Source organism: Streptomyces sp. NBC_00086, from assembly GCF_026343255.1.
Classification (GTDB): Bacteria; Actinomycetota; Actinomycetes; order Streptomycetales; family Streptomycetaceae; genus Streptomyces.
Genome location: NZ_JAPELZ010000001.1, coordinates 2,023,366 through 2,044,030 on the forward strand (window position 1 = coordinate 2,023,366; position 20,665 = coordinate 2,044,030).

The following is a 20,665-nucleotide window of genomic DNA, read 5'->3' on the forward strand; positions in this document are numbered from 1 at the left end:
TCCCGGTAGCTCGGGGTCCGCTCGGGGTCCGCTCAGGCGTCGATCCGCGAGCGGTCCAGGGTGGCGGCGGAACTGGTGATGAACTCCTTGCGCGGAGCCACCTCGTTGCCCATGAGCAGGTCGAAGACCGACTCGGCCGAGTCCAGATCGCCGATGTTGATCCGGCGCAGGGTGCGGAAACGGGGATCCATGGTGGTCTCCGCCAGCTGGTCGGCGTCCATCTCGCCGAGGCCCTTGTAGCGCTGGATCGAGTCCTTGTACCGGATGTTCTTGCGCTGGTACTCCAGCAGGGTCTGGCGCAGCTCGTTGTCCGAGTACGTGTACACGTACTTGTCCTGCCCCTTCTTCGGCTGGACGAGCTCGATCCGGTGCAGCGGCGGGACGGCCGCGAAGACCCGGCCCGCCTCGACCATCGGGCGCATGTAGCGCTGGAAGAGCGTGAGCAGCAGGCAGCGGATGTGCGCGCCGTCCACATCGGCGTCGACGAGCAGGACGATCTTCCCGTACCGCGCGGCGTCGATGTCGAAGGTCCGGCCCGAGCCGGCTCCTATGACCTGGATGATCGCCCCGCACTCGGCGTTCTTGAGCATGTCCGAGACCGAGGACTTCTGGACGTTGAGGATCTTGCCCCGGATGGGCAGCAGCGCCTGGAATTCGGAGTTCCGGGCGAGCTTGGCCGTGCCGAGCGCCGAGTCCCCCTCGACGATGAAGAGCTCGCTGCGCTCCACGTCGTCGCTGCGGCAGTCGGCCAGCTTGGCGGGCAGCGAGGAGGACTCCAGCGCGGTCTTGCGGCGCTGCGCCTCCTTGTGCTGGCGGGCCGCGATCCGGGTCCGGGCGGCCGCGACGATCTTCTCCATCACGGAGCGGGCCTGCTGCTTGTCGTCCCGCTTCGTGGAGGTCAGGAAGGCCTTGAGCTCCTTCGCGACGACGGCCGCGACGATCCGGGTGGCCGCCGAGGTGCCGAGCACCTCCTTGGTCTGGCCCTCGAACTGCGGCTCGGCGAGGCGGACGGTGACGACCGCCGTCATGCCCTCCATCGCGTCGTCCTTGACCACGTCGTCCTCGGCGACCCGCAGCAGCTTCGCGGAGCGCAGCACCTCGTTCACGGTCTTGGTGACCGAGCGCTCGAAGCCGGAGATGTGGGTGCCGCCCTTGGGGGTGGCGATGATGTTCACGAACGACTTCACGTTCGTCTCGTACCCCGTGCCCCAGCGCAGGGCGATGTCCACGCCGAGTTCACGGGTGACCTCGGTGGGGGTCATGTGGCCGAGGTCGTCGAGGACCGGGACGGTCTCCTTGAAGATGCCGGTGCCGGTCAGGCGCAGGACGTCGCAGGCCGCCTTGTCCTGGGCGAGGTACTCGCAGAACTCGCTGATGCCCCCGTCGAAGCGGAAGGTCTCCTCGGTCTTGCCGGCCCCTTCCAGGGCCCGCTCGTCGCGGACCACGATGGTCAGGCCGGGCACGAGGAAGGCCGTCTGGCGGGCGCGCTGGTAGAGCGTGTCCAGCGTGAGCTTGGCGTCCTTGAGGAAGATCTGCCGGTCGGCCCAGTAGCGGATGCGGGTGCCGGTCTTGCCCTTGGCGATCCGCTTGCCCTTGCGCAGGCCGTTCGCGGGGTCGAAGGGGCTGTCGGGGCCCTGCTCGGTGAACATGCCCGGGACGCCGCGGCGGAAGCTGATGGTCTGCGTCGCGCTGCCCCGGTCGACCTCCACGTCCAGCCGCGCCGAGAGGGCGTTGACCACGGAGGCACCGACGCCGTGCAGGCCGCCGGAGGCCGCGTACGACCCGCCGCCGAACTTGCCGCCGGCGTGCAGCTTGGTCATGACGACCTCGACGCCGGAGAGGCCGGTCTTGGGCTCGACGTCCACGGGGATGCCGCGGCCGTTGTCGCGGACCTCCACGGAGGAGTCCTCGTGGAGGATCACCTCGATGTGGTCGCAGTACCCGCCCAGGGCCTCATCGACCGAATTGTCGATGATCTCCCAGAGGCAGTGCATGAGGCCCCGGCTGTCGGTGGAGCCGATATACATGCCGGGGCGCTTGCGGACGGCCTCGAGGCCTTCGAGGACGAGCAGGTGCCGCGCGGTGTAGTTGGAGCCGTCCCGGTCTGCTCCGGTCAGCAGTGCGCTGGAAGGCACGGACGTGTCGGCGGTCACGCAGTTCGCTCCTCGCTGAATTTCTTTTCTGGCCCGGTCGGGCGCAGTGGTGGCTCGGTTGCCGTTGGAAGGGTACCGAGGCCTGGTAGAGCCGATGCAACGCCATCCCAGCCCCTTCACCAGCCTAGTGCAGGTCCGTACGCCTGTTCGATCCCCCGGGAGGGTGAAGCAAACATCACGTTCCCTTCCACGCATGAACCATTTAGTGTTCGGGCACGTCCTCATGAACAACCGGCACTCAGCCGGAGAGGGCAGAACTGCGACAAGCGAACGACCTGACAACGCGAAACCGTAAAGCAACGCAATACGGCTCCTTCGCCGCCAACCGGCAACGGCCGGCCAGCTTCGGAAGGAAGTTTCGAGGAAAAGCCGCGAGCGGGAACGTTTTCGGCCTGGTTGGATGTTGACCCTGGTACGACAGCTCGTCGAGCTAGAGAAGAGGCGACGTGACTACTGTTCTGACACCCGCGACCCCGCTGACGGCCGCTGACCGATGCGACCGTTGCGGCGCCCAGGCATATCTGCGCGTCGTCCTGCTGAGCGGCGGTGAACTGCTCTTCTGCGCCCACCACGGGCGCAAGTTCGAGCCGGAACTCAAGAAGATCGCCGCGGAAATACAGGATGAGACCGAGCGGCTTACGTCCGCTCCGGCGGCCAGTGCCGCCGAACCCGAGGACCGCTGACACAAGGCCTAAACCTCGCATCCGACGAGCCAGGACCGGCGTAGCCGGTCGACGGGCGGTACCTCTGCGACCCAGAGGCACCGCCCGTCCTCATGCCCGGACAGCGTTCGGCGTGTCCGGGCGGCGTTCAGCGCTTCGGCGCGGGCCGGCCCCCCGCCGCGAGGCCCTTCCCGGGCCCCTGGGCGGGGCGTACGTCCATCCCCAGGACTCCGCGGGCACCAGGAGGGCCCAGGGCCCCCCGGGCCGTCTCCGGGCCGCTGGCGGAGTCGGTGGCAGAGCCGGACTCGGCGACGAAGCCAATCAGCGGTGCGATCCGCGTGTACACCCCCGGGCTGTCCGCGCGCCCGCAGCCGCGCCCCCAGGACACCAGCCCGATGAGCCGGCCCTGAGCCACCAGCGGGCCGCCGCTGTCGCCCTGGCAAGCGTCCTTGCCGCCCGCGCGGTCCCCCGCGCACACCATGGAGTCGGCCCGGTACTGACCGTCGGCGTCTCCCGGGTAGGCCCGCCCGCACACCTCGTCCGCCATCACCGTCACCCCGGCGGCCCGCAGCCCGTAGGCGTAGTCGCCGAAGCCGCTCGTGTCGCCCCAGCCGTATACGGCGGCCTCGGTTCCGGCCCCGTACGCCGGATGCCCGAGGGCGGCCATCGGCAGCACGTTCTGCACGGCCACGGCTTCGACCAGCTCCAGGACGGCCAGGTCGCCGGCATTGCTGCCCGGGTCGTAGGCCGGGTTCACCCGGGCGGAACGCACCGCGATCTCCCGGCCCTCGCTCGCGCGCAGCTCCGTACGCCCGGTGATCACCCGGAAATCGCGGACGGACTCGACCGGGCCTCCCAGCACCTGACGCCCCAGGCAGTGGGCCGCGGTCACCACCTTGGTCGGGGCGACGAGAACGCCCCCGCAGAACTGGCCGCCGCGCGTACCCCCGAACCGGTCACGGCTGGCGAGGGCCACGACCCACGGGGCATCGGCCACCTTCACCGGCCTTCCGCCGATCACCACGCTGTCCGCGGCCGCTCGCGGCGCCTGGGAGAGCGGCGCCGCCGCCGCTCCCGCCGCCAGGGTCAGCGCTCCCGCCAGGACACGGGCAAAGGGACGACGCATGAGGCCTCCTGACTCCGAGTGTGCATGACTCCACTCAGAGTGGGACGCCCGGTGGCCGTGCGCACCCGCGCGGCCACCGGCGACGACCTGCGGCGAACCCCTCGCCGCGCCCGGTGCGGACCGGGCCGGCCCAGGCCGTGCTAGTCGAGGTAGTCGCGCAGCACCTGGGACCGGGACGGGTGACGGAGCTTCGACATGGTCTTCGACTCGATCTGGCGGATGCGCTCACGGGTGACCCCGTAGACCTTGCCGATCTCGTCGAGGGTCTTGGGCTGTCCGTCCGTGAGGCCGAAGCGCATCGAGACCACGCCCGCCTCGCGCTCGCTCAGGGTGTCGAGCACCGAGTGCAGCTGCTCCTGCAGGAGCGTGAAGCTCACGGCATCGGCCGGCACGACCGCTTCGGAGTCCTCGATGAGGTCTCCGAACTCGCTGTCGCCGTCCTCGCCCAGCGGGGTGTGCAGGGAGATCGGCTCGCGGCCGTACTTCTGGACCTCGATGACCTTCTCGGGGGTCATGTCGAGTTCCTTGGCCAGCTCCTCCGGGGTGGGCTCGCGGCCCAGGTCCTGGAGCATCTGGCGCTGGACACGGGCCAGCTTGTTGATGACCTCGACCATGTGCACCGGGATGCGGATGGTGCGGGCCTGGTCGGCCATGGCCCGGGTGATCGCCTGCCGGATCCACCAGGTGGCGTACGTGGAGAACTTGTAGCCCTTGGTGTAGTCGAACTTCTCCACGGCGCGGATCAGACCCAGGTTGCCCTCCTGGATGAGGTCCAGGAAGAGCATGCCGCGGCCGGTGTAGCGCTTGGCGAGGGAGACCACGAGGCGGAGGTTGGCCTCCAGCAGGTGGTTCTTGGCGCGGCGGCCGTCCTCGGCGATGATCTCCAGCTCGCGCTTGAGCTTGGGCGCCAGCTTGTCGGAGTTGGCGAGCTTGTCCTCGCCGAAGAGTCCGGCCTCGATGCGCTTGGCGAGCTCGACCTCCTGCTCGGCGTTGAGGAGGGGGACCTTGCCGATCTGCTTCAGGTAGTCCTTGACGGGGTCGGCGGTGGCGCCGGCCACGGCGACCTGCTGGGCCGGGGCGTCGTCCTCGTCGTCCGAGATGACGAAGCCCTTGCTCTCGGCGCCCTCCTCCTCGTCCTCGGACTCGGCCTTGGCTGCCCCGGGGCCTTCTTCAGCGGTCTCTTCGTCGCCCGCTTCGTCGGCGTCCTTCTTGGCGGCGGTCTTCTTCGCCGCCGTCTTCTTGGCCGCGGTCTTCTTGGCGGGCGCGGCCTTCTTCGCCGCCGTCTTCTTCGCCGCGGTCTTCTTGGCGGCGGGCTCGGTCGCGGTCCCCTCCGCGAGGGCGTCGGCTTCGACGGGCTCCGGCTGCGCCGCCCCGGCCCCCGTGTCCGCAGCGGCCGCGGCGGGCGCGGCCGCCGTCTTGGCGACGGGCTCGGTGGCCGTCCGCTTGACGGGGCTCTTCGCTGCGACGCTCTTGCGGGTGGTGCGCTTGGGCGACTCCGCGGCACTGACCATCAGCGTCACACCCTCTTCCTCGAGGATCTGGTTGAGGCTGCGCAGAACATTCTTCCACTGGGTCGCAGGAATCTGGTCAGCCTCGAAGGCCCGACGCACGTCATCGCCGGCGATCTGCCCCTCGGCCTTGCCCCGCTCGATGAGCGCCATCACAGACTCGGAATCGGCGATCTCCGGCGGGAGCGTACGGGATGTGCTGGCCGACACGAACAACCTCTCGGAACGATGGAAACGGCTTCCGACCCCGGCCTGGTGGTGCTGGACCGGAGCCGACGACCACCGACTGGGGATGGGCCGGGGGCGCGGGCAGGGGCCGGGGAGCTATACAGCACCCGCAAGGGCACTGTCTTCCCTCCGTCGGCCATCACCTCTTAGGTCATCGCGTGACCTCGCGGAGCGTTACGCCCAATCTTCGTGGCCCGAGTCACACCCTGTTTGATGCCATGCCGGTCATACCGTTATTTCTGCACGTCCGGTGTGTCCGAACACGCCCCGTTTCGCGGGCCGGACGACTCCCCGGAAGCGGAGTCCCGGCGGCCGCGGACCGGAGCCGGGAGCCGGCCGGGGCCGAGGGACCCGGACGGGGAGCCGGACTCCGCTGCCGCCGGCCCCTCCCCGGACCGGGTCCGGGGGTGCCGCTCGGGACCGGCGGCCCATCCAAGACACGTCCACGCCCGCGCTTGTGAGCTGCGGCCCGTCAGTGCTCGCGCGGGGCGGGAACCACGCGCTCGACCTCCGGATGCACCGTCAAAAGCTGGCGCATGGCGTTCTCCGCGCCGATCGCGTCGCCGGCGGCGAGGGCCTCGACCATGCGCGCGTGGTGCGCGACGCAGGTCTCGCTGGGACGGTCGCAGGAGGTGACGGGACTGCCGGACACCTGCAGGGCGGCGGAGACGATGCCGGAGAGGTGCTCCAGCATGCGGTTGGCCGCGACCTGGATGAGCAGGGCGTGGAACTCGTTGTCCGCACGCGCGAAGGTGATCGAATCGCCCTGGCCGAGGGCGTGTCCCATGATCTCGACCATGTCGGCGAGGCGCTGCTGGATCTCCGGGCGGCCGTGGCCCGCGGCGAGGCGGGCGGCGAGCGGCTCGATGGTCCAGCGCAGCTCGCCCAGCTCGCGGCGCTGGTCGTCGCGCTGCGGGCCGAAGGCGCGCCACTCGATGATGTCGGGGTCGAGCAGGTTCCAGTCGGCGACCGGGCGGACCCGGGTGCCGACGTTGGGGCGGGCGCTGACGAGGCCCTTGGCCTCGAGGACCCGCAGGGATTCGCGGACGACGGTGCGGGAGACCTCGAAACGCTGTCCGATCTCCTCGGGAACCAGCGGGCGGTCCGCGCCGAGGTCGCCGGAGACGATCATCTGGCCGAGCTGCTGGACGAGTTGGCCGTGCAGGCCGCGTCCGCGGCTGCCCGCGGCGCGGCGGCCGACCCGGCTCAACTCGACGTCGGATCCGTCCCAGTGGGGCACTCCCACCCGGTCGGCCCCCGAGGCCTCCGGGTAGGGGTAGCGGTCGAGTTCGCCCGCGCCGGCGAGGCCGGAATCGGCATGGCGGGCGGCGGTCATCATGGTGTGCGCAAGGGTACTCACGAATCCTTTGTCGGCCGTGTCTCCGCGACCCTTGAGGTCTTTGGTGAAAAGCACACGAAAGGGTGATCGGTGCCACCTACGCAATTGACGACTTATCGTAAAGAACCGGGCCTTTTGCAGGGACTTGTGGTCCGTGGGGCTTGATGTGAACCACAACGGTCCCGTTGGGTCCGGACCGGCGCCGGAACGATCACCAACGATCCCTCACAAACGGACGCGGCCGCGCAGTCCTGTGAACCCATAGGCGCACAACAGGACCATCAGCGACAACACCAGCGCGGTGCCGACGGGTTGGGCCATCACCCGGATCGCTCCGAGGACCACCCGGTCCGCCTCCGGCGGCCACTGCGCCCAGGCCAGGCCGCGCAGCCGCTCCGCGAGTCCGCTGACCGGGTACGCGGACGGGCCGTCCAGGGCCTTGCGCACCAGCGGTACGACCATCACCGGTACGGCGAGCACCGCGGCCAGACCGGCGGAGGCGGACCGGAAGACGCCGGAGGCCAGGACTCCGGACCAGGCGCAGCCGATGAGCAGCCCCGCCCAACTCGCGGCCGGGGAGACCCACTCCGCGGGCATACGGAGCGGCCCGCCGCCGAACACCAGTGTCAGGGCGGCGGCGTCGGCGGTCACGGCGAGGGCGCCGAGCAGCAGCGCCACGGCGGCGCTGACCCCGAGTTTCGCCGTGAGCAGCCCGAGCCGGCGCGGGACGGTGCCGCGGTCGGCGGCGAGCGCGGGATGGCGGTACTCCTCGCCGAAGGCCAGGGCTCCGAGCAGTCCGGCGCCGAGCGCCGCGGGCGGCAGCGGGAGCAACTCCGGCCAGGCGGCGAGCAACCGGTTCTGCGGGGTGTGGCCGATCCGGGCCAGGACCAGCGCCGTGACGACGGAGACGGCGACGACGAAGGCGGCGGTGAGTGCGGGGGTGGCGGTGCCGAAGAGCCGGTGCAGCTCGTAGCGCAGGGGTCGCAAGGGGCCGCCGAGCCGGCGCACGGGCGAGGCGGGCAGCCCTGTGCGCGGGGGGCGGGGCCGGTCTGCGACGCCCGCTGCGGGCGCGGCCGGCGTTGCGTCGGCGGCCGTGGCCCGGGCTCCGGATCCGGCGCGGTCCCGGGCGCGCGGCAGTGACGGCGGCGCTCCCGCGTCGCCGGTCTCGTCGGCGAGTTGGTGGACGAGCACACCGTGCCGGAAGGCGGCTTCGCCGACCTCGGCGCAGTTGCTGCCGTAGACGGACAGCCGGCTGCCGCTCTCCTCCACGATCTCCACCGTGCGCTGGGCGGCCCGCGCTTCCCGGCCCAGCACGTCGGCCAGCCGGGCGGCGTGCGGGGTGCGCACGGCGACCCGCGGCCGGAGCCGGGTCCGGGCGAACTCGGCGGCGTCCTGGTCGGCGACGAGCCGGCCCGCCTCGATGCTCACGACCCGGTCCGCGCTGCGGGCGGCCTCCTTCGCGTCGTCGGTGGTGAAGAGCACCGCGCCGCCGAGGGAGGCGTGGCCGCGCAGCAGCCCGTGCAGCCAGCTCCGTTCGCGGGGCGAGAGCCCGGCGGCGGGCTCGTCGAGGAGGAGCGTGCAGGGGTCCGCGAGGAGGGCGGCTGCCAGCGCGACCCGGCGCTCCATGCCGAGCGAGAGCGAACCGAGCCGCTGATCGCGCAGTCCCGCGACGCCGACGACGTCCAGCATGGTGTCGGCCCGCGCGGCCGGCACGCCGGCGGCGGCGCAGAGCATCCGCAGCTGGCCGCGCACGGTGCGCGAGGGGTTGCCGGGGAGATCGCCGAGGAGCACGCCGACCTCGCGGCCCGGATGCGGGATCCGGTGCAGGGGGCGCCCGCGGAAGTAGGTGACTCCGCGGCCCGGTTCGAGTTCGAGCATGAGCCGCAGTGCGGTGGTCTTGCCCGAGCCGGGCTCGCCGAGCAGTGCGGTCACGCTCCCGGGGCGGGCCTCGAAGGTGAGGTCGTCCACGAGGGGCGGGAGGTTTCGACGGGGGGCGCTGGTGAGTCCGATGGCCTGGAGCATCGCTTCTCTCGCGGGGGGTGAGACCGCTCTGCGGCAGGATGAATACCGCTAACAAGATAACGCGATATGTCCGATATAAGGCGCAGGTCGTCCCGATCCACGCCCGTGTCGGCGCCGAGGCAGCTGCCCGCGGGGGCGCGGGCCCGGACACCCGCCGGGGTACCGGCCCGGGTGGCGCCCCGGGGCCCGTGCGGGGCGCTGGGGCCTCAGACCTCCGGGCGCAGCATCGGCGGGTTGAGCAGCGTTGCCCCGCCGGCGCGGAACAGCTGGGCGGGACGGCCACCCTGACGTGTCGTCGTCCCCCCGGCCGGCACCAGGAACCCGGGGGTGCCGGTGACCTTGCGGTGGAAGTTGCGGGGGTCGAGGGCGACTCCCCAGACCGCTTCGTAGACCCGGCGCAGCTCACCGACGGTGAACTCGGGCGGGCAGAAGGCGGTGGCCAGCGAGGAGTACTCGATCTTCGAGCGGGCCCGCTCGACCCCGTCGGCGAGGATCTGCTCGTGGTCGAAGGCGAGTCCGGCGCCGGTCTGGCCGTCCGTGGACAGGAGCTCGTCGACGGGGGCCCAGCGCGCACTGTTGGCATCGCCGCCGGCCCGGGGTGCGGGCAGGTCCGGAGCCAGCACCAGATGCGCCACGCTGACGACACGCATGCGCGGATCCCGCTTCGGGTCGCCGTAGGTCGCGAGCTGTTCGAGATGCGCCCCGTTGCCCACGTCCGGAGCGGCCGGATCGTGGGCGCAGAGGCCGGTCTCCTCGGAGAGCTCGCGGGCCGCGGCCGCCGACAGGTCCTCGTCCCCGCGCACGAAACCGCCGGGCAGCGCCCAGCGTCCCTGGAACGGCTGCTCACCCCGTCGGATGACCAGCGCGCAGAGCGCATGGCGCCGCACGGTGAGCACGACCAGGTCGACGGTGACGGCGAAGGGCGGAAAGGCCGACGGGTCGTAGGGCGACATGCCGCGATCATAGTCGTCTGCCTGACGATAAACAGAGCTTTGGAGATCTTCGGACCACGGAACCGGCCACGGAAGCGGAAGCCCGGGCCCGATGCCTCCCGATCGGCAGGGCGACCCCTGCCCGCCCGCCTGTCCGCCCCGGCCACAGCACTAGCCGCCCAGTTGCAGCGCATCGGCGGCCTCCTCCACCATGCCCAGGCCCAGTCTGCTGATCCGGACGGCGAAGGGTTCCCCCGAAACCCTCAGTCCGGAGAGGCGGAGCCCGCCGAGCGGGGCGCCGGGAAGCGGTACGAGGGCGACCGTGCCGGCGGGGGCGTCCGGGCGGATCCCGGCCAGGGCGGTCAGTGCGTGGATCCCGGCGGCAGCCGCGACCGCCGCCGGACGGCAGGCCGCGGGGTGCGGAAGCGGGGCGCTGCCCGCGGTGCGCTGCTCGGCGGCGTACATCTCGGGGAGGCGGTACCCGAAGCCCTCCGCCGCGTCCAGCAGGCCCCGCAGCAGCCCCGTGGCCTCCTTCTCGAAGCCCGCCTGGGCCAGGCCCGCCACGGCGACCGCGCTCTCGTACGGCCGTACCGCGCCCGAGCGGTACCCGAACGGGTTGTGCCCCGGCTCGCGGACCGCCATGCTCCGCAGCCCCCAACCGGAATCCATGGCGGGGGCTCCGAGCAGCCGGGCCAGCTGTTCGGTGCGGACCCGGTCGAGCAGCCCCGGCGCGAGCCGGCCGCCCCCGAGCAGCCCGGTGTCCAGCAGGTGGGCGGCGGCCCCCGTCAGCCGGGGCAGGGGCCGCCCGTCGGGATGCAGGGCCGCCGCGGGCCGGCCGCCATCGGGGCCGTCGACCCAGAACCGGGCTGCGAACCGCTCCCGCAGCCCGGCGGCCCGCTCCCGCCACTCCTCGGCTCCGGGCCGACCGCACCCGGCGAGCAGGTCGGCCCCGAGGAGCGCGGCGCGATGGGCGTGGGCCTGGGTTTCACAGCGCCGCGGTCCCGGATCGGGATCGGCCAGGAAGCCGTCCTCCCCGAAGGCGCCCCGGATCCACTCCAGGCACCGCTCGGCGGCGGGGAGCAGCTCGGCCACCTCCGCCTCGGGCATCCCCCAGAGCCGGGCTTCGGCGAGGACCGCGGGGAAGGCGAGCGTCGCCTCGGTCCCGGTGCATCCCGGGGGCAGCTGTGGCCCGGCCCCGCGGAGCGGCCCCGGGATCTTCCCCGCGTCGGCGCCCCGCGCCCCGGTCTGGGTCCGGGCCAGGATGCGCAGGGTCGCGGCGGCCAGTCCGGTGCCGAGCGGGAGCGCCATGCGGGCGGCCCACAGGGATTCGGCCGGGGCCAGTCCGAGCCGCCACGGCACTCCGGCCGCCGCGTAGCTGTCGGCCGGTTCCTTCGGATCCCTGAGCAGCAGTGCGCCCAGGTCCTGCACGCTCGTGCGCATCCACGCCTCGGCCCGCGGGTCGTCTCCCTCCGCTCTGGCATCGTCGGACAGCGGATTGGCCACCTGGCCGGCGGGGGCGCGCGCCCCTCGGTCCCGGGTGGTCCGCAGCTCGATGGTGCGGGATTCGCCGGGGCGCAGTTCGAGCTGCCAGCGCAGCAGCCCGGCCGAGGCCAGCGCGTCGTCCGGCGGCGGCTCCGCAGCCGTGACGGCCTGGGCCTCGCCCTTGGTCCAGCGCAGTCCGGCGGCGTGCACCGCGGCGGGCAGCTCCGGCCCGGCCCGGCCTGCGGCCACCTCGGCCAGCTCCGCCAGGTCGGTGCCCAGCGAGACCTCCACCGGGATCCGCAGGGACCGGACGGTGAAGCTGCGCAGGGTGATCCGCTCGGTACCGTCGGCGTGCCGGATCCGCTCGACCCCGACGTCGGGATCGGGCCCGGGCTCCGCTCCGGTCCGCACGGTCGCGGTGAAGGAGGCCCGGTCGGCGCCGAGGCTACGGGCCTGGACCGCGACCGGGTCCCGGCCGGCGACGCGCAGCACGCAGCGGGACAGCAGCCGGAGCCCGGCGCGGTAGATCCCGTCGACCCCCTGCCCGGTGAGCTGGCCGTGCTCGGGCGAGATGACCATGCACGGCGCGGCGACGCAGATGACGGCACCGTGCACGGGCGGCAGGTCGGCCCTGCCGGAGGGGGCCCTGCCGGAGGGGGCAGCGCGGGAGGGGGCCAGGCGGGCTGGGGGTACGGGGTGGGACATGGGTCGCCTTGTCTGCGCTCCGGGTGGATCGGCTGGGCGGCGGCGCGGCCGGGTCCCCACCACCCCCCAGCGCAACGCCCCCGCCCCCGCCCGGGTCACGGGCCCCGGTGGGGGCTGCGCCCGGCGGAGCATCGGCCGTCGCGGTGGCCGTCGCCGCAGGACCGCTCGCGCCCCTTCCCGCAGCCACCCCGGGAGCGCGGACCCACCGCCCTCGCCCCGGCCCGCACAGCCGCCTCCAGCTCGGCCCCGGCCCCTGCCCCTGCCCTGACTCATGCCCCGACCCATGCCACTGCCCGCGCCCCTGCCCCCATCCCAGCCCCAGCCCCGTCCGCGCTTCACTGCTCGCTCCCCGCGGTGCTGCCGGACTCGCGGCGGCTGCTCTTCCTGCCCGGGCGGCCGGGTGGCCTGGTGACGGCGCCCGCCCGCCGGGGTCCTGCGGGCAGGCGCCCCCGGCGCGGCTCCCGTCGCCGCCGCTCCTCCCGCAGGCACTCCCGCAGCCCCTCCGGGTCGATCCCCTCGTTGCAGGCGTGGTGGAGCAACTGCGCGAAGCGGTACCCGTCGTCCGCCCGCAGGGCCAGCCCGAGGGCGATCCGGGCCGTCGGCTCGTCCCCGGTGGACCAGGAGACCCAGCCCGCCAGGGTGAGGGGAGCCGCCGCGTGCTCCCCGTAGGCCCCGACGCAGCGCCGGGCCAGGGCCCGCCACAGCCGCAGGGCGGGCGCCGCCTCCTCGCCCTCCATCCACTCGGCGGCGATATCGCGGATCTCGCGGTCCTGGAGCCCGAGGATCAACGAGGCGGCCTCGTCGTGGCCCAGCAGCGCGTCGTCCCGGGCATCGGCTCCGGGGCCGCCTTCGGCAGGCGGGGCGAGGGTCATGCGCTGGATCAGCGCGCGGGCGAGCAGGACGGTCTCGGCCCCCACCTCCTCACGGGTGGCCCCGTCGAGGATCTTCGGCACCAGCGCGACGGCCGCACGGTCCAGGGCGCCCTCCATCTCGACGGCCACCGTCCCGCGCAGTGGTGTCAGCCTGTGCTCGATCTCCCGGAGGGAACCGCGCACCTGGAGTCCGGCGAACGTGGCCGCGGCGGCCATGACCGAGGTGCCGGGCGCGGCCAGCGCGCTGCCCTCCGCGGGGCAGCACCGCTCGTCCGGGCAGCAGTAGGACCAGTACCGTCCGGCGGAGAGGCACAGGGCCTCCAGTACCGGGACGTCCAAGGCCCCGCAGGCCAGCCGGATCCGCTGGGCGAGCGGGCGCAGCCTGGTCATCACCCGCTGCGCGCTGTCGCCGGGGTGCGGGTCCTGGCAGAGGAAGACGATGATGCCGTCGGGCCTGGCTCCGCGTCGCACACTGCCGCGGATCAGACAGTCGGCGACCTGCCGGGCGGTGTCCTCCCATTCCTCGGGGGCGGCGGGAATGCCCACCCTGAGCCGGCCGCCGAAGCGGCCGGCCTCCCCGTGGACCGCGACCATGACGAGGGAGTCGCTCGGATGGAAGCCGAGCATGTAGGGCAGCGCGTCGGCCAGTTCGGCCGGACTGCGCAGGGTGATCCGGGACGCGTCCACACCGCCGGGCGGGCTGGTGGACGAGGGGTCGGACGGGATGCGTGCTGCTTCGTGGTTGTTCGTCATGTCCCGAAGGTCCCGTGTCCGGCCGAATCGGGAAACCCCTGTGGATAACTCCCGAACGTACGCCGAACGACCAACAGCAACAGCATGCCGACGGCGCCATCAGGCGCCGTCGGCACATGAAGCGGCACATGAAGACGATGCGACGCGAGGCAATGCAATGCGAGGCAATGCGAGGCAATGCGTCGCACCGCGGACTACCGCGGCGCGTACACCCGCTTGTGCCCGAACAGCCCCGCCAGCCGGTACGGACCGGTGGTTTCCTCGGGCGCCGGATGGTCTCCACCGTCGACCGGGAAGGCCTGCTCGTGGCGTTCCCGGTAGTCGGCGTAGTCGATGTCCTGGCGCCGGGCGATCGCCTCGCGGTGCTGCTCGGACCGCAGGTGCGACCGATAGCCCGGGACGGGGACGCCGGCGAAGAACTCGCCGACGCTGCCCGACCCGTAGCTGAGCAAGCCGATGGCCTGGCCCGTCAGATCGTCGGCGTCGTCGAGCAGCGCGGCCAGTCCGAGGTACACCGACGCCGTGTAGCTGTTCCCGATGGCTTCGTTGTAGGCCGTCGTCTGCCCGACGGCGCGGACCACTGCGGCCTCGTCGACTTCCTGTCCGCAGGTTTCGAGCAGGTGCCGGTGCGCCTTGTAGGCCATCTTCGTGAACGGCTGGTGATAGCAGAACGCGGCGAACTCACCGAGTGGACGGCCGCCCTGCTCGGCGTAGTCCTTCCACGCACCGTCCATCGCCTGCAGGTACGCGGAGACGGACTCCTTCCCGTCGACCAGGGCGGTGGTGAGGTAGTTCGGCCGCCAGAAATCCATGATGTCGGCGGTGAACACCCCCGACGGTTCCTCGATGCGCACCAGAGCGGGATCCGCGCTGATCAGCATGGCCACCGCCGCAGCCCCCTGGGTGGCCTCGCCCGGCTTGTCCAGCTCGTACTTCGAGACGTCGCTGGCGATCACGAGGACCTGCTGCGAGGGGTCGCGGTGGACGAGGCCGATGGCGAACTGCAGGGCCGCGGTTCCGCCGTAGCAGGCTTGCTTGAGCTCGACGACCCTGGTGGCGGAGGGCATGGCCAGCAGCGAGTGCACGTGGATGCCTGCCGCCTTCGCCTGATCGACGGACGACTCCGTGGCGAAGACGACGGTCCGGATCCGGTCGGTGCCGTGCCGGGCGAGGATGGGAGCGGCAGCGGTCGCCGCCATCGTCACGATGTCCTCGTCGGCGGCGGGCACGCTCATCGAGCGCTGGCCGATGCCCACGTGGTACTTGCCCAGCTCGGTGCCGTTGTAGGCGGCCAATGTCTCGTGCGTCAGGGCGAACCGGCCCGTGGCGAACGAAAGGTCGTGGATTCCGACCGCGAGATCCCTGGGCATCTCTACCGTCCGATCTTCGCGGTCGCGGTGGCGGTGGCGGTCGTGTTCACAGTCGCGGTCGCGGTCGCGGTCGCGGTCGCGGTCGTGTTCACGGTCGTGTTCTTGCGCTCCAAAGCGACGTGCGCCCTCATGAGTTCGCCGGGATTGGTCTGCGCCGCCATGAGGGAGAGTTCGCCGCACAGCACGGTCGCGGCCACCATGACCGCGAGGCGCCGGGCGTTCTCGCCGGGCTCGCGCTCCTCTCGGCAGCCCAGCCGCGCCAGGTTCTCCTCGACGAAGCCGAGTCCCTTTCCGTTGCCTACCGTTCCGACGATCAGGTTCGGCATGGTGCAGGAGAAGTACAGGTCGCCGTCCCGGTCCTCGGCCACGGTCACGCCCTGTGAGCCTTCGACGATGTTGGCCGCGTCCTGGCCCGTCGCCAGATAGAACCCGAGCAGCATGTTCGCGTAATGGGCGTTCGCCGAGCGGATCCCGCCGGCGAGCAGGGTGCCGATCAGGTTCTTGCGCACGTTCAGCTCGGCTATCGCGGCGGCCGAGGTGTGCAGCACGTCGCGGACGATCTCGCGCGGTACGAGCAGCTCGGTGACCACGTTCTTGCCGCGGCCGAGAATGCCGTTGATCGCGGTGGCCTTCTTGTCGGTGCAGTAGTTCGCGGAGATCGAGCCGTACGAGATCCCCGGAATGGCGCCCAGGATGTGGGTCAGGAGCGCGTCCGCGGCCAGCGTCGCCATGTTGTGACCGGAGGCGTCGCCGGTGCTGAACTCGAACCGGAGGAAGAGCAGGTTGGCCACGATCTCGTGGCGGAACCCGATCAGTTCGACGAACCGGCCGCAGGTGCGCACGACCGCGCGCAGCTCGTCGAACCGCGCGTCGACTTCGAGCGCCGCCAGGTACGCGGTCTGCGCGTCCTCGGCCGTGACCAGTACCGAGCGCGTCATCCGCTCGTCGATGAGGGTGGCGACGATTCCCTGCTCGACCAGCATGGAGATCTTCGCTCCGCGGCCGACGGAGGGCCACAGGGGCGACTCGTACGTGGCGAGCGGTACTTCCGTCTCGGTGGTCGCCACGTTCCCCGAAATCCTCAGGGGTCCCACCCATTTCATGGGAACGCCGGCTACCTCGTGCGTGTCGTTCATCGGGTGCCTCCAACCGTCTCGTGAGCGGTGTCGTAGGAGCGGGAGCGTGTGGCCAGCCGCCGGGTGTCGATTCCCCGGTCGGCGCAGAACGCGCGCAGGTCGCCGTGGACGAGCACGTCGCATCGCCTCAGGTCGGACGGGGTGCGCGCGCCCAGAGCGGTCATCAGGGCTTCCACCTGATCGAGCCACGTGGTGATCTGGGTGATCAAGGCGGACGGGCCGCCGTCGAGAACGGTCCGGAGGAACCCTCCGGACACGCCCACGGCGGCGGCGCCGAGCGCCAGTCCGCGCACCACGTCGAGTGGGTTGCGGACCCCGCCGGAGGCCAGCACCGGGATGCCGGCGTTCTGGGAATCCAGCAGGCAGGCGGGAGCGGACTGGCCCCAGCCGTTGAGGTAGGAGTAGTCGGCGTGCTTGCGCCGGTCGTTCTCGATGCGCGCGAAGTCCGTGCCGCCGCGGCCGGCGACGTCGGCCACGCGCACGCCCATGTCCCGCAGCGCCGATACGGTTTCGCGGCTCAGTCCGAAGCCGACTTCCTTGACGATGACGGGTACGTCGGCTCCGACTCCGTCCACGATCTTCTCGATCTGCGGTCCCCAGGAGGAGAAGGACCGGTCGCCTTCCGGCATGACCGTTTCCTGGATGACGTTGAGGTGGATCTGCAGGGCGTCCGCCCGCAGCAGGTCGACGGCCCGTCGCGCCTTGTCCACGGAGGCATTGGCGTTGATGTTCGCCATGACGAACCCGTCCGGGTTCTCCCGGCGCAGGACGCTGAAGGTGTCGGCCACGGCCTCGTCGGCGAAGAACGCGCTCATGGAGCCCGTCGCGATGGGCACGCCGGTCTCACGGGCGGCGATCGCCAGATCCCGGTTGATGGCGCCCGTCCGTACGCTGCCGCCGGTCATCGCGTTGATGTACAGCGGCACCTTCCACTCCATGCCGCCGAACCGCGTGACCAGGGAGGCATCGGACCGGTCGATGCCGGCCAGGGCATGGTGGACGAAGGACACCTCGTCGAACTGGTTGTATCCGCCCAGGTGGCGTTGTTGTTCGGCGGCGAACCGCACGTGGTCGTCCTTGCGCTCAGCGATCATGCTGCGCTCCCTTTCGTCGACTGGAGACGGATCGGCACGGGGAGCACCCCTGCGGCGGCCCATCCCTCGCGCAGGTGCGCGATCTGCTCCTGAGCGGTGGCGTCCAGCAGCGCGATGCCGCAGTCGCCGCCTCCGGCGCCCGACGGTTTCCCGGCGCCTCCGACGGCCTCGGCCGCATCGCACAGCGCGGTCAGTGTGGTGGTGAAGATCCCGAGCCGGACCTCCTCGTCCAGTTCGGCGAGCATCCGGCGGGCGCCCCGGACCTGCCGCAGCAGCTCGGGGCCGTCACCCCCTTCGAGTGCGCCGACCGAGGCGCGCACACATGCGTCGCTGCGCTCCACGAAGGTCCGTTGTGACGCGCTGCCCTGCCACGCGCGCTTTCCGAGGCTGCCGACCAGGGCAGTGGTGCTGGCGGGCCGGCCGGTCCAGCCCACCTCCAGCGTCAGACCGCGGGGCGCCGGCAGGCTTCGTACCCCGAACCCCGGCCACGGCGTACGGATCGACTCCTCGATGCCCCGGCGCTGCACCATGTCGAGCACGGCGGCTCGATCGGGCGCGTGGTATTCGATCCAGCCGCCCCAGACGCTCGCGGCGAGATCGCCGCCGGAGGAACCGGCGTCGAGCCGCGCCGACGCGAGCAGCGCCAGCCGGAACCGCGCGTCCTGCGACAGCTCCAAGCCGTGGTACGCGGCTACGGCGGACACCGTGGCGACCGTCACCGCGCCGCTCGATCCCAGGCCGAGCTTGGTCCCGTCGTGGTGCAGGCGGCTGCTGACCGAGACGTGGACGGGGGGTGCGGACAGGCCCCGCTCGGCCAGCAGCGCGTCGACCACGTCGATCGCCGACACGACGTGGGTGAGGCCGTCCCGCACCCGTCGTTCGTCGTCCTCGCCGAGTGGGGCGAGCCCGCCGTCGCCCCGCCGCAGTCGCGCCTGTTCCGGGCAGAGGTCGGATTCGATCACGACATCGGCGCCGTGGGACGCCGACACGGTGACGTCGACCTGCCGGTCGACCGCAGCCAGGATCGCGGGGTGGCCCGGCTGCACCACCGCGTACTCGCCGACGATGAACAGTTTGCCCGGCGCGGAGCGGCTCACGGTTCTCGTACGGGTCACTGCTCGGCCGCCGTCAGCAGCCGGGCCGCCGGCCCGCGCCGGGCGGTGAGCACCGAGCATCCCGGCGCTGCCGCCAGCAGCGTTTCGGCGACCCGGGGCGCCGCCTCGGGGTGGCAGAGCACCTTGACGTTCGGGCCGGCGTCCATGGTCGCGTAGGCCGCCACGCCGTCCTTGCGGAGCTGCAGGACGCCGTCGAGCACGGCCACCGTGGCCGGTGACAGGTAGCGCACCGCCGGCCGCGCGGCCAGCATCGTCGCGTGCATGCCGAGGGCGTTGCGCTCCGCGATCTCCCCCACCGCTTCGAGGTCGCCGCGGAGCAGGGCAGCTCGCATGTCGGTCAGGTCGCCCTTGCTGGACGTCGCCCAGGCCTGGTAGAGCGGCGAGGTCTCGACGGTCCGCCGCATGGCCGCGCGGCTGGACACGGCTTTGGGACCGGCGTTGACCAGCGCGACCACCAGGGCGGGGTCGAAGTCCGGGAGGGGCACCGGCTCGGCGTAGGAGCTGAGGTCCGCGGCCTCGCCGACGCCCTGGCCCGCGTGGCAGAGCGCGAAGCCGCCGAAGATCGACCGGGAGGCCGACGCGGACCCGCGCCGGGCGAGGCGGGAGAGGGCGGTGGGATCGAGGTCCAGCCCGTACGCGGCGGTGGCGGCGACGGCCAGGGCGGCGAACCCGCTCGCCGATGACGCCAGCCCCGCCCCGGTGGGGACGGCGTTACGGGTGTCGACGGCGGCCCTTTCACTGCGCCCGGCCAACTCCCGTACCAGGTCCAGGAAGACGATGACGCGCTCCCGCGGTTCACCCTCCGCGGGCTTTCCGTCGAGGACGACGCTGTCGGTCCGCGCCCCGGGGTCGAGCCGGACGGTGGTGTGCGTCGGGAAGACGTCCAGGGTCATCGACAGGCTGTCGACGTACGGGATGACCAGTCGCTCGTCGCGCTTCCCCCAGTACTTGATCAGCGCGATGTTCGGATGGGCGACGGCGGTCGGCCCGTGGTCGAGAAGTCCCGTCTGCGGTCCCTCCGGTCCTGTCAGCCGTGTCAGTCCCGTCAGTCCCTTAGGCACCGGCTTGTGGTCAATCGGCATGGTTTACGAACCTTCCCATCGGGACTACCCAGGTACGGACGGCGCCGGCTTCGTGGAGGCTCCGCACGGTGGCCTCTGCCTGACGCGGCTCTGCGGCCAGCGCGATCACGCAGCCCCCCAGCCCGCCGCCGCTGATCTTGGCGCCGAGGCCGCCGGCCGCGAGCGCGGCCTCGACCAGCCCGTCGATCAGGTCCGTACTGAGCCCCATCTCGTGGAGCAGCTTGTGGTTTTCCGTCATCCGCGCGCCGAAGTCGCTCGATCGGCCGCGGGCGAGGTCACGTGTGGCGGCGCGGGTCAGGCGCGACACCGCGAGGATGAAGTCCGCCTGGGTTTGCGCGTTGCGCTCGAACTTCCGCCACAGGAGCTCCACCGCCTCCTTCGTACTGCCGCTGACACCGCTGTCCGCGATGACGAACAGCCCGTCGAAGTCGTAGGGCCGGCCTTCGTCGGCGTGCTCCCCGGCCTGCTGGGAGGGAGGTGCGAGGGCGTGCCCCGGCATGGGAACGGGCAGTTCACGGGCAGTGCCGGAATGGAAGAGGAGCGGAGAGGTCGCCCCGGTGGCGAGCGCGTCGATACCGCTCGACCTGCCGTGGGCCACCTTCTCGGAAGCCTGTACGAGATCGAACACCTCGCGGGCGTCGAGCCTGCGGCTGAAGAGGTCCGCGAAGGCCAGCACGGCCGCCCGGGCGCACGCGGCGCTGGAGCCGAGCCCGCGGCCCTGCGGGATGGCGCAGTCGATGATCACCTCCACGCACACGTGGCCGCCGACGCCCGTCCTCGCCTTGAAGTCCGGGAGCAGGCGCCGCAGGCCGTCCGCGGCGAGCGGTGTCACCGGCCCCGCGCCCCGGCCCGCCAGTGCGAAGGAGACCCTGTCCGCGCCTTCGTCGGAACACCGCACTCGCCTGGCGGTCGCGGTCACCGTCAGCTGCGGAACGGGAATCGCCAGTGCCGGTGCGCCATAAACGACGGCGTGCTCGCCGAGCAGAATGGCTTTCGCGTGGGCGCGTCCACATCCGACGCGGTCGTATGCGACGTCCGGATCACTTGCCGAAAGGGTGCGGTCGGCGAAAGCAGGTGAATTCATAG

At 72.1% G+C, this 20,665-nt stretch carries 15 protein-coding genes; 1 reads left to right on the forward strand and 14 read right to left on the reverse strand.

What is annotated here, in order from left to right:
• Window positions 1-32: 32 nt before the first annotated feature.
• Entirely contained in the window at window positions 33-2,153 is a 2,121-nt protein-coding gene (locus OG276_RS08915) for a type IIA DNA topoisomerase subunit B (RefSeq protein ID WP_266903933.1), read from the reverse strand.
• A gap of 446 nt (window positions 2,154-2,599) precedes the next feature.
• Here OG276_RS08915 and OG276_RS08920 point away from each other — a divergent pair, with 446 nt between their 5' ends.
• A complete protein-coding gene (locus OG276_RS08920; protein ID WP_112449103.1) occupies window positions 2,600-2,836 on the forward strand; it encodes a hypothetical protein in 237 nt (78 codons plus the stop codon).
• A gap of 127 nt (window positions 2,837-2,963) precedes the next feature.
• Here OG276_RS08920 and OG276_RS08925 read toward each other — a convergent pair whose 3' ends face one another.
• The 13 genes from OG276_RS08925 to mvk form a co-directional block, all read right to left on the reverse strand.
• On the reverse strand, window positions 2,964-3,941 hold the full coding sequence (locus OG276_RS08925; protein ID WP_266903934.1) for a serine protease: 978 nt from the start codon (window positions 3,939-3,941) through the stop codon (window positions 2,964-2,966).
• A gap of 140 nt (window positions 3,942-4,081) precedes the next feature.
• Window positions 4,082-5,665: an RNA polymerase sigma factor gene (locus OG276_RS08930; protein WP_266903935.1), complete on the reverse strand. Its 1,584-nt coding sequence runs from the start codon at window positions 5,663-5,665 to the stop codon at window positions 4,082-4,084.
• Window positions 5,666-6,149: 484 nt separating this feature from the next.
• Window positions 6,150-7,091, reverse strand: coding sequence for a FadR/GntR family transcriptional regulator (locus OG276_RS08935; RefSeq protein ID WP_323182322.1), 942 nt, complete (start codon window positions 7,089-7,091; stop codon window positions 6,150-6,152).
• A gap of 150 nt (window positions 7,092-7,241) precedes the next feature.
• Window positions 7,242-9,038, reverse strand: a complete 1,797-nt coding sequence (locus OG276_RS08940; protein ID WP_266903937.1) for an ATP-binding cassette domain-containing protein — start codon at window positions 9,036-9,038, stop codon at window positions 7,242-7,244.
• A 206-nt stretch (window positions 9,039-9,244) separates the two neighbouring features.
• Window positions 9,245-9,991: an NUDIX domain-containing protein gene (locus tag OG276_RS08945; protein WP_250748883.1), complete on the reverse strand. Its 747-nt coding sequence runs from the start codon at window positions 9,989-9,991 to the stop codon at window positions 9,245-9,247.
• A gap of 150 nt (window positions 9,992-10,141) precedes the next feature.
• Window positions 10,142-12,031 carry a glycogen debranching N-terminal domain-containing protein gene (locus tag OG276_RS08950; RefSeq protein ID WP_266912629.1) on the reverse strand — a complete coding sequence of 630 codons (1,890 nt, stop codon included), beginning with the start codon at window positions 12,029-12,031 and terminating at the stop codon, window positions 10,142-10,144.
• Between the two features lie 461 nt (window positions 12,032-12,492).
• Window positions 12,493-13,782, reverse strand: coding sequence for a DUF4192 domain-containing protein (locus OG276_RS08955; RefSeq protein WP_266903938.1), 1,290 nt, complete (start codon window positions 13,780-13,782; stop codon window positions 12,493-12,495).
• Between the two features lie 194 nt (window positions 13,783-13,976).
• Window positions 13,977-15,152: a hydroxymethylglutaryl-CoA synthase gene (locus OG276_RS08960; protein WP_266903939.1), complete on the reverse strand. Its 1,176-nt coding sequence runs from the start codon at window positions 15,150-15,152 to the stop codon at window positions 13,977-13,979.
• 2 nt (window positions 15,153-15,154) lie between these two features.
• On the reverse strand, window positions 15,155-16,288 hold the full coding sequence (locus OG276_RS08965; RefSeq protein ID WP_266903940.1) for a hydroxymethylglutaryl-CoA reductase: 1,134 nt from the start codon (window positions 16,286-16,288) through the stop codon (window positions 15,155-15,157).
• Window positions 16,285-17,382: a type 2 isopentenyl-diphosphate Delta-isomerase gene (gene fni / locus OG276_RS08970; RefSeq protein WP_266903941.1), complete on the reverse strand. Its 1,098-nt coding sequence runs from the start codon at window positions 17,380-17,382 to the stop codon at window positions 16,285-16,287. Before fni ends, OG276_RS08965 begins: the two co-directional genes overlap by 4 nt.
• On the reverse strand, window positions 17,379-18,497 hold the full coding sequence (locus OG276_RS08975; protein ID WP_266903942.1) for a phosphomevalonate kinase: 1,119 nt from the start codon (window positions 18,495-18,497) through the stop codon (window positions 17,379-17,381). Before OG276_RS08975 ends, fni begins: the two co-directional genes overlap by 4 nt.
• Window positions 18,494-19,579 (reverse strand): diphosphomevalonate decarboxylase, encoded by a 1,086-nt coding sequence (gene mvaD, locus OG276_RS08980; RefSeq protein ID WP_266903943.1) that lies wholly within the window; start codon window positions 19,577-19,579, stop codon window positions 18,494-18,496. The genes OG276_RS08975 and mvaD overlap by 4 nt, the downstream gene beginning before the upstream one ends.
• A complete protein-coding gene (gene mvk, locus OG276_RS08985) occupies window positions 19,569-20,663 on the reverse strand; it encodes a mevalonate kinase (RefSeq protein ID WP_266903944.1) in 1,095 nt (364 codons plus the stop codon). The genes mvaD and mvk overlap by 11 nt, the downstream gene beginning before the upstream one ends.
• Window positions 20,664-20,665 lie beyond the last annotated feature (2 nt).